Below are 13,222 nucleotides of genomic sequence, written 5' to 3' on the forward strand. Positions count from 1 at the left end.
ACGCCGAACTGGCGCACCACCTCACGGTTATTATTGACAGAAGGGTGTGCGTTTATTATGTCAAGTTTTCGGGGGGCAGTACCCCCAATAGGGGTGTGCATATTACTTTCATCTAAGCGTTGGAGTAATTTCAGCTTTCACTCGAAGCAAGAAAGTTCATGAAAGGCAAATTGTAAGTCGGAAATGGTGAACTGTTAGTAATATTAGCCACAATAGGACGTGCATAAGCAAGTAACAAAGCAGGTGCATTCTTAGATAGCATAGTGTCAATCATGTCTTCAGCCATACTGTTATTCCAAGAAAAAACAGCTTCTATTTCAATCTTTAAATAAAAGGGTCTATTAGAAATGTCCTTATTTATTTCTATCAATAAAGAGACTATAGCTTCGTTACCTGTTTGAGGTCTTTGAACGCTAACATTAATCTCATTAGAAATATTAACTTCTTCAGAATTGTTTGGTTCAAATTCCTCATTAACTATAAAAACTAAATTAGTTAGGTAAGGATTAGAAAATTGGAAATCACTTTTTATCATAAAAACCTCCATCTCGCCGCAAAAGCGGCGATACAAATAGTAATGAAAAAGTATTTTTCACGCTAGACAACTCCTTTACGCAGCCGGGGATATATCAATCAAGGAACATTGAGATTGTTCATTATCTTGATATTTGAAAATAATATCTGATAAGTGGTACTGAACACTCGTATTTTCTAGCATGGTCTTCACAATTTCATCTATTATATTATTGTTGGCATATTGAGGTTGTTGCCTATTTTTTGATACCACTTTAACATCTAAAAAGTAATACTGAACAAGGGACCTTGCTAATATTCGATTTACTGTTCTTTGAACTTTATTCGAGTAACTAGATTGAATAGTCATTTTGTACTTATCGTCCTCAAAGACCATTTTGTTCCCAATCATTGCCTCATAGTTTTTAATAAAATCATATGCCAAATCTTTATCAAAATATTCCAAGTATACATGTGGTGTCGGTAAATCCAATTCGTCAATATCATTGAAATGAATTGGTTTGCATTCTTCACTTCCATCAATTTTTAGCTCGATAATATACTTGAATTCATCAGTTCTATATCCTAATGCCGAATATATATCAATCTCCCTGTTTATTAAGTCTTTTAAGATAACTATTGATGATTCTGACACGACCCACCGTTGTATGCCCCTTATTTCCGAACAAAAACACAAGAATATTTTTGATTTTTCATTTGAACTTACAAATAAAATAGGTTCATTTTCAAAACTTAACAAAACATGCTCCAAATATAAATCCCCTATTTGGGGTATGTCTTGGAAAAAAGCTTTTACCTTCATAATTAAACTACCTTTCTAAAGTACAACTCTGGTGTCGCGGCTTCAAAAATCCACCAATCAACATGAGTATCTTTCTTGGCTGGGTTTCGTTCCTTTGTAATTTGCGAGGGGCCGCATTTTACTTCAGTTTTACCTTGAGCTATAACCGCTGGCGGATGATGTTTCATTATTAATTTCAAAAAATATTCGATTTCCTTGCTATCCATATAACAGGAAGTTGAATAAGTACCCGGATCTCTTTCATCATAATTCTTTGGTTTGGGTATCAAATTAAGTATTACTTCCTCATATGTGCTAAGGAAATCATTTCTATGTATTGTTCCGCTTTTTATTACGCGATATACCTCAATAGATCTTATATCATCTATGGTAGGCAAAATTGCGGTCTCAAAATCTTTGGGAAAGCATGATGGATACATCGTTATCACCTGATTTAATAAATGTCAATATATTAGGATTATATCTTATGAAGCAAATTCTTACAAAGGAGAACAGAAATTTCTCTAGATAAGAAAACAAAGCCGCTACTTTTCTCGTAACAATATTCAAAGCCATGAAAATGCCTTCTTCCTTCTCTTCTAGCTCTATTATAATATGATCCAGCGCCATTAATGCTACATTGTGCTTATCTGCCCAAAATCCCCAACCAAGTGGATTAAGCTAAGCAAATTCTATTTGCTGTGAGTTTTCTTGAAAATGGGCACTGATCTCACGATTGATTATCTCTGATCTGCAGCCCTTTGTTTTCCCGAAGGCTCTTTTTAGTTGCCGAGGCAACGTCAAAAATGATCTGTTTTTCAGAACTGCTACAATCCTCCACAAGCCGCATAAGATCCGTTTGATACTCTGCTGAATCGTTTGTCTGGTTACCGGTACAAAAAGTATAATCCACGATAAATAAAATCAGTTTCTGAATAATAACTGAATTAATTTTACTTGAAAATGAACCACAGGGCAACATGTAGACCTGTGGTTCATTTCCTCATCGCCTTGTGATCTATATAATTTGGATAGGTAACTATATCCATGGAGTGATTTGCATTGAAAGAAAACGAGAGCCAGAAAGCACGTATTCGCAAACGATATAACGGTGTTGACTTGGATGAACTTGACGTCATTCCGGCTATAGCGCAGGAAGATTTTTATGACAGCATAAATAAAAAGCGTGTGGCAGTGTATGCGCGAGTTTCTACCGACGATCCGCGGCAAACATCCTCGTATGAGCTGCAAAAAACCACTATAAAGATCTAATCAGCCGCCATCCAAACTGGAATCTGGTAGATACTTATGCAGATGAAGGCATCTCCGGTACGTCACTCCAGCACCGGGATGCTTTTATTAGTATGATAAAAGATTGTCAGGGCGGAAAGATTGACCTTATAGTGACAAAATCGGTTGCCCGTTTTGCGAGAAATATTCTGGACTGCATTGGGTATGTACGCCAGTTGGCAGCTATGCAGCCGCCCGTCGGCGTTTTTTTTTGAAATGGAATTTATACCCTTAATAGCAACAGCGAAATGCTCCTATCCTTTATGGCTACTATGGCACAAGAGGAATCGCACAATAAAAGTGAAATTATGAATTCATCTATCGAAATGCGTTTTTATTTAAATAAAAAACCACCGAATAAAATTACTTTTCCTGTAACTCCATCCGGCGGTTATAACTATGGCGACTGCCATGCTCTTTATTGCTCGGTTTTATATTCACTTTGTGTTACACCTTTGATTTTTTCTTCTCTTTGGTGGTATTGGTATCACTTCCATTATCTCATAATTAACCATACTGAATTTGCCACATCTTGGGCAGGGCATAGAGGCATGGCCTTTGGCATCCGGATATGCAAATATGAAAAGATATTTTTTAAGTTTGTTTTTTGCCCGGTTTACGGCATGGCGTATAGCGGATTCGTCCACGCCTTCAAGGGCGGCCAGTTCTGTGTACTTCCAACCTTCCAGGCAGGTTTGGCGGATAAGGTATTGCTGCCGCTCGGTCAGGTGGGACATGGCGTGGCTCACAGTTTCGGAAGCTATAAGGTCGACAAGTAAGTCTGTACCATCACTGAAATAGCGAGCGTCCTCGTAGGTAAATGTGGAAAGTGGTGTGTGACGGTCTGGGCGGGAGTTCTTTCGGTCATTTTTCTTACGGTCATCTTCATTTTCAATGATGAATGCAGCTATCTCGCTGTTATCATCTATTTCAATAACGCTCTTCTCGCCGGTAACAAATTTGTACTCTATTTTTATTTCTTGACTCCTTTCCTGAATCAGGAGCCAAGTGGAGATATGTAAAGAGCCGATGAATTACGAAAAACAAAAAGCCGGATGATTACGGATTTACATCTCGTAATTCATCCGGCTATTTGGTAGCTCGCACTCGGCTCCCTTGCTCGGTATGATGTATTAGTTGCTTCTTCTTAGGTGACGGTTTGGTCTGTGCTAACGCGCTACCGGCTACCGATTTGGTTTTAGCACCCGTTCTGCCATCCCTTAATAGGGCGGAAGCTTTGCTTGCCACTTCTGCCGATGTTTGTTTGCTGTTACCTTTTGGCACTTTTATCACCTCCTTTCGCGGCGATTTAGTAATGATTCTTTTGGCTTAAACTCAGATTTCTCGTTGCAAGGAACCGAAACGATCTTACCGCACTGAGGACATTTGAGCGAAATATCTACCTGCTCTTTTGGCAGTTTGGATATATCAAAGACTCGACGACCACAGTTTGGACACCTCATCATTTTCATAGGCATCATTCCTTCGTTAATACGTTAGCGTGTACGCTTATTTCTAACAATAAGTATAAAAAAATAACCCTTTCATCCTTATTGCTTCCTTCTTAAAACAAATTAGAAGCTGAATGATTGGGAAATCCAGTAACCAGGCTAAGGTCAATAAGCCGGTACTTCATTGCTGTATAAGAAGCACTGAACATATCAGCTATAACAGAGACTTTACTATCAATCTGCGGTGTCCATTGGATTGGCAAGGACTGGGATAATGGGATTTTTAATATCTCACGAAAAGCAAATTTCACAGCTTCACTCGGCATCAGGAAAACTGCGGCGGTACAGTTCGCCTGCCATTCAGTTATCTGAATGCCAATTAACCTGGGTTTTTTATTCCCAATGCGCACCGATACACTACTGCGGTTGCAACTACGTTGGTACACTACTTTTTGCTTCTTAAAAACGTTAGGATGCAGAACCCAGTGAAAACCTTCGTGCAAGAGGGTAAAATTACGCCAACCCACACTTGCGCCGGGTGATAGCAGTCTTTCGTCTATAAGTATGGTGCCTTTACAAACGGGGTGCTTGACGGGCATCTCCGAGTCTTCTGGCCATACCCACCAATGGCCGTCATTAAACGCTGTCAAGCCCCAGATTGATAGATTAGGGGTTAACCTCTGCGGATCGATCTCAAGACCGAGCCCGTTGTCAAATTCGATGAAATCGAAAGCGTCAAGGGGTTTTGGAATTGTGAGCCGCTCCTCATCAAAGCCGCGTAGTTTGTCTTCCGCAATCTTGATAAGTTGTGGCAAATCATAGTCATAATAAAACACTGCGCTGTACCCCCTGTTACTCAGATTTTCTTTCTTTTTCTTCGAGCATTTCTATTACCTTAATCCAGTCATCATCATTAGCCCCAGCATCACGCGCCATACGCAAAGCAACACGTAGTTTTTCACTGCTCATAATATACTCTGGTAGGTCAGGCGATACTGCGCTACCCCGTTCCTTTTCAACAGAAGCGCGGTCAAAAGCAGCCAAGTCATAAAGGGCAGCGGTTTCCTGAGATGTAAGAGCCAGCACTTGAGCCATTTTAGCAATCTTGTCCTTATCAGGCGGATAGCGGTTACCTTTTTCAATGTCGCTGAGATATGCAGGCGACATATTGTCGATAAGTTCGGCAAACTTACGCAGATTAATGCCTCTCTCTTTGCGTTTAGCTTCGATGCATTTCCCGAAGCTGTTTTCCATTGGTCTCACCTCTTGTAATTAATTAGCTTGTTCGCTTACATCTAACATTATATATTTAGCATATGTGTTTGTCAAGCTGCCATCCAACAACTAGATATATTCTGTGTATGGCAAAATGAAATGCGTATATGCGAAATAAAAATTGTAATATTATACCTTAAATGTTATACTTATTAAAGTTTGTAAAGAGGGGTGCAGAGGATGTCAGTAAGCTATAAAAAACTATGGAAGCTATTGATCGACAAAGATATGAAGAAAAAAGACCTCCGTGAGGCTACGGGGATAAGTACCACCTCCTTGGCAAAATTGAGCAAGAACGAGAATATCAATACTGAGATTTTAGTGAAGATATGCAAGGTTCTTGATTGCGACATTGGCGATATTGTGGAGGTTACCGAGGACTAAACTGACCAAATAATAATAGTTAGGAGAAGCCACAATATGGATACGCAAACATACAATCAAATAGTTGCCTTTATCTGGGGCATCGCCAATGATTGCCTGGTAGACACATACGATGTAGGTGATTACCGCAAGATAATACTGCCTATGACGGTCATTAGGCGCTTCGACGCGGTTCTGGAGGAAACAAAAGAAGCTGTGTTAAAAGAAAAAGCGCGTCTTGACGCTGAGAACGTCCAAAATCAAGACGCTTGGCTTTGCAACGTTTCTAAAGAGGCGTTTTGCAACTGGTCACCGCATACCCTGAAAAGTTTGTCGGCTATTACCAACCGTTTGCAGCTTAAACAGAATTTTGAGAACTACCTGAATGGATTTACGCAAAATATTCAGGATATCATCAATCGTTTTCATTTCAGACAGGAAATTAACCGGCTGTCAGAATCCGATACGCTCGGTGTTCTTATTAGCAAATATGTCGACCGGCGCATAAACCTTTCAAGCCGTCCCGTACTAAATGATGATGGGAGCGTTCGCTTACCGGCACTCGATAATCACTCAATGGGTATGGTATTTGAAGAGGTTATCCGGCGATTCAATGAGGAAACGAACGTGACCGACGCCGGGCGCCATTTTACCCCACGTGATATTGTTCGGCTAATGGCCGATCTTGCTTTTATACCGGTTCAGTGCAAAATTAAAGCTAAAAACAACTCTTACACTATATATGACGGCGCCTGCGGTACAGGTGGAATGCTGACTGTGGCTGAGGAACGCATCCTGGAAATTGCCCATGCGGGCGGCAAGCGGGCAAGTATCAATCTATTTGGGCAAGAGAACGCGGACGAGACTTATGCTATTGCCCGGTCGGACATGCTGGTCAAAGGAGAAGGCGAACAAGCCAGCAATATAATCTTTGGCTCGACTATATCTGATGATAAATTCAGAGGGCAGACCTTTGATTTTATGCTCTCAAATCCGCCATTTGGAACTTCATGGAGAAAAGAGCTTGATGCTTGGGGAGGTATAAAAAAAGAAGAAATATCAGACCCGCGCTTTAATGCTGATATTGATGGGGAAGATGTATCTCTTGTGCCGGACATTGATGATCCGCAAATGCTTTTTCTGGCCAATAACGTGAGCAAGATGAAGACAAATACCAAACTTGGCAGCCGCATTATTGAGGTTCATAATGGCTCATCATTATTTACCGGAAAAGCTGGGCAAGGGTCTACGAATCTCCGCCGCTACATAATAGAGCAAGACTTGCTTGAGGCGATTGTCGCCTTACCGGAGAAAATGTTTTATAACACAGGGATAGGCACCTATTTATGGGTGCTTGCTAACAAGAAGTCGCCGGAACGTAAGGGAAAAGTTCAGCTTATCAATGCATCATCACTAAAGTCTTTACTCCGAAAAAATATCGGTGAGAAAAACTGCGAAATCACACCAGAACTTAGGGATCAGATTATGGATATTTACTTGGCGTATGAATCAGCAGACCCTGAATACAGCCTTATATTGAATAACGCAGATTTTGGATACTATTCTGTGAATATTCAGCGCCCGCTGCGATTAGCTGTGAACATTACAGAGGATAATCTCGCTGCCCTAAAAAAAAGCGAAAAAGATGATATCCTTTACGAAGTGCTGTCAGGGCTGAAGATAGAATCCATGCTATCGTATAAGTCGTTTGTGTCGCAGGTTGAAAATGCTTTGGAAGAATATAAGAAGGCTAATCCAAGGACCAGAGCATCTATGACGAAGAATCGTCTAAAATTGCTCCGCGATTTATTTACTGTTGTTGACGAGAACGCCGAACCGGTGGAATTGCCGGAGGGCGGTTTCGAGCCTAACAAAGACATGACCGAGAACGAAATTGTTCCACTGACCTTTGAGGGCGGCGTGGAGGCGTTTTTCGAGACTGAAGTCAAGCCCTATTCTCCCGATGCATGGTATGAACAGGATAGTATTAAAATTGGTTATGAAATCAGTTTCACTAAATACTTCTACAAACCTGCTGATCTGCGTGATGTTACTGATATCGTTGCGGAGATACAAGCTCTTGAAAGAGAAACCGATGGTTTGTTAAATGAAGTATTGGGAGGGCTTAATTTATGAATACCCCAGATGGATGGAATCATATTACATTACGACAATTATTGTTTCGTGTAACAGTTAAAAATCGACCAGAGTTACCCTTATTATCTGTCGTGCGAGATAATGGAGTTATTCCACGTGACTATGATAAAACCGAAAATCATAACGCTATCCCGAAAGATTTATCTGATTATCTAGTCATTGAACCGGGGCAATTTGTCATAAACAAAATGAAAGCATGGCAAGGTTCATGTGCTGTATCTTCGTATTATGGTGTTGTCAGTCCAGCATATTATGTATTCAACTTGCGTTTTGAGAACAAGGACTTTTTTCATTGGGCAATTCGTAGTCGTTATTATGCTGACTGTTTTGCAGCTCTTTCTATTGGAATCCGAGTAGGACAATGGGATTTACCAATTTCGAAACTGAGGGATGTTATATTTTTCTCCCCTCCCGCCAATGAGCAGGAACAAATCGTGCGCTGGCTTGGCTGGCAGACATCTCGTATTAATAAGTTCATCCGCGCTAAGCGCCGTGAAATTGAGTGCCTGAAAGAACTCAAAAATGCTGTTATCAGCAAAGCTGTAACCCAAGGACTTAACTCGAACATTGAAAAGGAATACAGCGGCGTTACGTGGCTCGGTAATATTCCAAAGCATTGGGAAGTACGATACCTTTCGCAAATTGCTAATGAGCAATCTATCAAAAACAGGGGGCTTGGCGAAAAAAATGTTCTTTCATTGAGTTATGGTAATATAATCAGGAAAAAGGATATCAACTTTGGCCTTGTTCCTAGAGATTATGATAAATACCAGATTGTGAATGAAGGTAATATTATTTTGCGGCTAACAGATTTGCAAAATGACCATAAGAGCCTTCGTACTGGTTTAGTTCATGAACTCGGAATAATCACCTCTGCATATGTTTGCCTGAACACTACTGAAAACCCTGAATATATTCAAACAATATTGCACCATTATGATTTGAAGAAATTCTTTTATGGACTAGGCGGGGGTGTTAGGCAATCAATTGGGTTCCAAGATATTCGCTATATGAAAATCCCAATTCCACCTAAAAATGAACAAGAAGCAATCGCAGCATATCTTGATGATAAATGTGCCGCAATTGACCGTCTTATTTCCAAGCTGACTGACGAGATAAACCTGGTGCTTGAATACAGGACACGGATAATCTCCGACGCGGTTACTGGAAAAATTGATTTGCGCGAAGCGGTTGTACCTGATTACGAGGAAGAAGACGAACTGATGTCAACTTATGAAGAAGGCGATGAGATAGAGGAAGGTGATATAGATGCCGACGACTGACATGAGCGAAAAAGGTTTTGAAACCACTATTACTAGGCACCTTGTCGAAGTCAATAACTTTGAGGAAGGTTCTACTGCCGAATATGACCGCGAACACGCTGTGGACAAAACTCGCCTGTTCCGCTTCCTAAATGACACGCAAGAATGGGCTATGAAGGAGCTACATATAGAAGATACCCCCCTTGAAATGGCGAAATTTCTCTCCGCCCTCACGGCAAAACTCCGAAGCGATGGAGTGATTAAGGTACTGCGGAGCGGTATGCGCTATAAACATCTCAAGCTGGAGTTTTACTATCCAACTTCAGCCGACGGTAATGAAGCAGCCGCTGAAATGTACGATAAAAATATTTTTAGCGTGACGCGGCAGCTTCGCTATGTCAGTGATGCCCTGCCAACTGCGCCGGACTTGGTGGTTTTCTTGAACGGTCTGCCCATTATCACGTTTGAATTAAAGAATGATATCACTAAGCAAAGCACCAGAGACGCTGTATTGCAGTATTGCAGCGACCGTGACCCCAAAGACCCCAAAAATGCTCCATTATTCGCGTTTAAGAAGTGCATGGTGCATTTCGCTGTAGATGAGGATACGGTAATGATGTGTACCAAGCTGGAAGGCAAAAACTCGTGGTTTTTGCCGTTTAACAAAGGCCGCGATGATGGGGCGGGCAACCCTAATGTAGCGGTCGGTTATCGCACGGATTATCTGTGGAAGGACATTTTAACCAAATCTGAGCTTTCGAATATTATCCAGAACTATGCCCAGGTTGTTGAGGAAAAAGACCCAGATACAGGCGTGAAGACTTATAAACAGATATTTCCACGTTATCATCAGCTTTTCGTGGTTAAATCACTTCTATCTGACGCGGAGCGTGATGGCGTAGGCGGGAAGTATCTTATTCAACACAGCGCCGGTAGTGGAAAATCAAATTCTATTGCTTGGCTTGCGCATCAGCTTATCACTCTGAAAAAAGACGGAGTAAATATTTATGATACCGTGCTTGTTGTTACTGACCGTTTGAACCTCGATAAGCAGATACGAAATACTATCAGACAGTTTGCCGAAGTTCGATCCACAGTCGGATGGGCAAACGATTCCAGTAAACTCCGGACGCTGCTTGCCGAAGGCAAAAAGATAATTATAACCATCGTTCATAAGTTTGATGTCATCGTTAGAAGCATTGGGACTGAATATAATCGTGACAATTTCGCTATCATCATTGATGAAGCTCATTCCAGCCAGAGCGGGCGGCTCTCGGCGGCAATGAATATAGCCGTTTCCGGTAATGACGCGGCTGATGATGATTTGCTTGAGGATAAAATTAATTCCCTAATCGAGGGCAAAAAAATGGCAAAGAACGCCAGTTATTTTGCTTTTACCGCAACACCGAAAAACAAAACGCTGGAGAATTTCGGCTGGCCGGTTACTGATGAGCAGGGTAACCCGGTGCTTAACGATGATGGGGAGCGGGAATTCAGCCCGCATTATGTATATACAATGAAACAGGCTATTGAGGAGGACTTTATAGTTGATGTTCTTCGAAATTATACACCAGTTGAAAGTTACTATTCCCTTGCGAGCAAAGTCCCAGATACCGACCCTATGTTCAATCGCAAGAAAGCGCAGGCTATCCTGCGTTTCTATGTTGAATCAACCCAGACCGCGGTGGAAAAGAAATCCGAAGTCATTGTCGAACATTTTCTATCGCGCGTGAAGAACCTACTTGGCGGAAAAGCCCGCGCTATGATTGTGGCGCAGGGCATAGCCCGCGCAGTAGAATACTACCGTGCTGTTTCCGCAATCCTTGAAAGAGAAAAAAGCGAGGTCAAGGTAATACTTGCCTTTTCAGGTGAATATGACGGCCGGACTGAGGCTGGATATAATGGCTTTCCGAGCAACGACATTGAAAAGACTTTCAAAAAGGAACCATACCGTCTCCTTATCGTTGCGGATAAATTCCAGACCGGTTTTGACGAACCGCTTCTTCAGGCTATGTATGTTGATAAGAATCTGGCTGATATTAAAGCGGTGCAAACGCTCTCCCGGTTGAACCGTTCTTATCCTGGCAAAAAGGATACCGGTGTTTTTGTGCTGGATTTTGTTAATGACGCCGGTTTGATTAAAAAAGCCTTTGACCGCTATTATCGGACAACAATACTTTCCGGTGAAACCGACCCCAATAAGCTGAATATTCTTATTGATTCAATGGAACAGCTACAAGTCTATACTAAGGAGCAAGTAAACGAGTTTGTTGGTCTTTATCTAAACGGGACGGACAGGGAAGTCATCGAGCCTATTCTAAAATCATGTAAAGATAACTATCTCGCGCTTGATGTTGAAGAGCAGATTCAGTTTAAAAGCAATGTGAAGAATTTTGTCAGAACGTATAATTTCTTAGCGGCGATACTGCCTTATGGTTCGCAGGAATGGGAAAAACTATCCATTTTCCTTAATCTGCTTAAAGAGATACTACCTTCGCCTCAAGGTGATGATTTTACCAAAGGACTAGTTGAATCAGTCGATTTAGAAAGCTATCGCTCAGTAGCACAGCAGACTATGTCCATAGCTATTGCTAATGAAAACGTAACAATCGCTCCGATTCCAGTCCCGACTGATGTAGGTATACCGGTTCCAGATCTAGAGAACCTTAGTAAAATATTGGAAGATTTCAATAAGGTATGCGGCGGATTAGGCATTAAATGGACAAATGATAAAGCTGCACAAAAGCAACTACTTGATTTACCGGGTGTGGTTAAGGAAAGTGTTGCCTATCAAGACGCAATGGAAAACTCCGATATAGAAAACTCACGTATAGAATCTGATAAAGCTACTCGTCAGGCTATTCAGGGTAATTCGGCAACAGGTATTGAATTCTATAAAGCAATTTCTGACCACCCTGAATTCTTTAAATTTGTGGCTGACTATGTATTCAGCACTACATATACCGAGGGTGGAATCGCGGCAAGGGCGAGGAAAGATCATCAAGACGATGAGTCGGATTTATTGATGGTAGCCAATGAAGCGGTCAGTTCCTATAAGAAGGTGGATGGCGCTAAATCATTAAATCAAGATTGAGGATATTCACAATGAAAGCGAAGCAAGATTTGCCACGTGAAAAACTAAATAGAAAAGGCGCTGAATCGTTGACTGATGTTGAGCTTCTCCAAGCATTAATTGGCAGTGGCGGCAAGGACAACGATGTCACAAAGATTGCTAAAAATCTTAATGCTACTATACAAAAGATTGGCGTGGAAAAGCTCACAATCGATGATGTTAAATCTATAAAAGGTATCGGAGATGCCAAAGCCACAATGGTTTTTGCCGCCTTGGAATTCTGGCGTAGGAAGTTTATGAAGCAAACACGTCCGATAATAGATTCCAACGAAAAGGCAGCGGAGCAGTTCAGTTTCATCAAAGATAAAAAGCAGGAACATTTTGCTATGATAACTCTTGATGGGGCCAGAAGGCTTATTAAGCGTCATCTAATCACAGTCGGAACTCTCACTAATTCGTTGGTCCACCCGCGAGAAGTGTTTGCTCCAGCGATGGAAGACAGAGCCGCTTCTATTATAATTGCTCATAATCATCCTAGCGGGGCGCTTGATATCAGCAGTAAAGACAGAGAAGTTACCAAACGGATACAAGAAGCTGGGGAACTGCTAGGAATAAAACTTGATGATCATATCATTATAGCGGGCGACGATTTTGTGAGTGCATTATAATTATTTGAAAGGTGGAATCTGATAAGTTGCTAAATTATAGAAGAAATAGCGAATGAAATAATCTCCAAATATAACGTTTTGGATTTCATCTTTCACTTGTACTTCCCCTAGTAAATCTGTTGGAGTGCCGCGTAATTATACCCCCTAATGTCAAACGATTTGCCTTGAGGTGGGTGCATCCGGTCAAATGTTCAACGATCTGTCGGCGTACTATTACCATATTGTGGTATACCAATATGCTGTTTCGCCTGGGTCATCTCAGGGCTACCACCTGAATTATTAAAGGCAAGTCCGCTAAAACCCCTATATTACCGGCTTTTCGCCCCAACAAAAAACCACCCACCAATAAAATTCTTTTTATCAATAGA

The 13,222-nt window shown here is 41.3% G+C and carries 13 protein-coding genes; 7 read left to right on the forward strand and 6 right to left on the reverse strand.

What is annotated here, in order from left to right:
- Window positions 1-130 precede the first annotated feature (130 nt).
- The 3 genes from B2633_RS06990 to B2633_RS07000 all read right to left on the reverse strand — a co-directional run bounded on the left by B2633_RS06990 (window position 131) and on the right by B2633_RS07000 (window position 1,542).
- Entirely contained in the window at window positions 131-535 is a 405-nt protein-coding gene (locus B2633_RS06990; protein ID WP_276620945.1) for a protein-export chaperone SecB, read from the reverse strand.
- Window positions 536-610: 75 nt separating this feature from the next.
- Window positions 611-1,336, reverse strand: a complete 726-nt coding sequence (locus B2633_RS06995) for a hypothetical protein (RefSeq protein ID WP_276620942.1) — start codon at window positions 1,334-1,336, stop codon at window positions 611-613.
- 2 nt (window positions 1,337-1,338) lie between these two features.
- On the reverse strand, window positions 1,339-1,542 hold the full coding sequence (locus B2633_RS07000) for a hypothetical protein (protein ID WP_483169900.1): 204 nt from the start codon (window positions 1,540-1,542) through the stop codon (window positions 1,339-1,341).
- An 835-nt stretch (window positions 1,543-2,377) separates the two neighbouring features.
- Here B2633_RS07000 and B2633_RS07005 point away from each other — a divergent pair.
- Complete coding sequence (locus B2633_RS07005) at window positions 2,378-2,587, forward strand: hypothetical protein (RefSeq protein WP_338064115.1); 210 nt, start codon at window positions 2,378-2,380, stop codon at window positions 2,585-2,587.
- Window positions 2,588-2,637: 50 nt separating this feature from the next.
- Window positions 2,638-2,820, forward strand: coding sequence for a recombinase family protein (locus B2633_RS07010; protein ID WP_483169902.1), 183 nt, complete (start codon window positions 2,638-2,640; stop codon window positions 2,818-2,820).
- Between the two features lie 222 nt (window positions 2,821-3,042).
- On the opposite strand, the gene B2633_RS07015 is transcribed toward B2633_RS07010, so the two are convergent.
- The 3 genes from B2633_RS07015 to B2633_RS07025 form a co-directional block, all read right to left on the reverse strand.
- On the reverse strand, window positions 3,043-3,342 hold the full coding sequence (locus tag B2633_RS07015) for a sigma factor-like helix-turn-helix DNA-binding protein (protein WP_414716665.1): 300 nt from the start codon (window positions 3,340-3,342) through the stop codon (window positions 3,043-3,045).
- 827 nt (window positions 3,343-4,169) lie between these two features.
- A complete protein-coding gene (locus B2633_RS07020) occupies window positions 4,170-4,892 on the reverse strand; it encodes an ImmA/IrrE family metallo-endopeptidase (RefSeq protein WP_276620936.1) in 723 nt (240 codons plus the stop codon).
- 16 nt (window positions 4,893-4,908) lie between these two features.
- Window positions 4,909-5,310 carry a helix-turn-helix domain-containing protein gene (locus tag B2633_RS07025; protein ID WP_276620933.1) on the reverse strand — a complete coding sequence of 134 codons (402 nt, stop codon included), beginning with the start codon at window positions 5,308-5,310 and terminating at the stop codon, window positions 4,909-4,911.
- A gap of 201 nt (window positions 5,311-5,511) precedes the next feature.
- Between B2633_RS07025 and B2633_RS07030 the strand changes: the two genes are divergently transcribed.
- From B2633_RS07030 to radC, 5 genes are read left to right on the forward strand one after another with little or no spacing between them, the layout of a single operon-like run.
- Window positions 5,512-5,715 carry a helix-turn-helix domain-containing protein gene (locus B2633_RS07030; protein ID WP_276620931.1) on the forward strand — a complete coding sequence of 68 codons (204 nt, stop codon included), beginning with the start codon at window positions 5,512-5,514 and terminating at the stop codon, window positions 5,713-5,715.
- 36 nt (window positions 5,716-5,751) lie between these two features.
- On the forward strand, window positions 5,752-7,830 hold the full coding sequence (locus B2633_RS07035; protein ID WP_276620929.1) for a type I restriction-modification system subunit M: 2,079 nt from the start codon (window positions 5,752-5,754) through the stop codon (window positions 7,828-7,830).
- Window positions 7,827-9,134: a restriction endonuclease subunit S gene (locus B2633_RS07040; RefSeq protein WP_276620926.1), complete on the forward strand. Its 1,308-nt coding sequence runs from the start codon at window positions 7,827-7,829 to the stop codon at window positions 9,132-9,134. Before B2633_RS07035 ends, B2633_RS07040 begins: the two co-directional genes overlap by 4 nt.
- Complete coding sequence (locus B2633_RS07045; protein WP_276620923.1) at window positions 9,121-12,207, forward strand: type I restriction endonuclease subunit R; 3,087 nt, start codon at window positions 9,121-9,123, stop codon at window positions 12,205-12,207. The genes B2633_RS07040 and B2633_RS07045 overlap by 14 nt, the downstream gene beginning before the upstream one ends.
- 11 nt (window positions 12,208-12,218) lie before the next feature.
- Window positions 12,219-12,854, forward strand: coding sequence for a RadC family protein (gene radC / locus B2633_RS07050; protein ID WP_276620921.1), 636 nt, complete (start codon window positions 12,219-12,221; stop codon window positions 12,852-12,854).
- The last annotated feature ends 368 nt before the right edge of the window (window positions 12,855-13,222 follow it).

The sequence above is a fragment of the Syntrophomonas sp. UBA1041 genome (assembly GCF_002316705.1).
Taxonomy (GTDB): Bacteria; Bacillota; Syntrophomonadia; order Syntrophomonadales; family Syntrophomonadaceae; genus DTU019.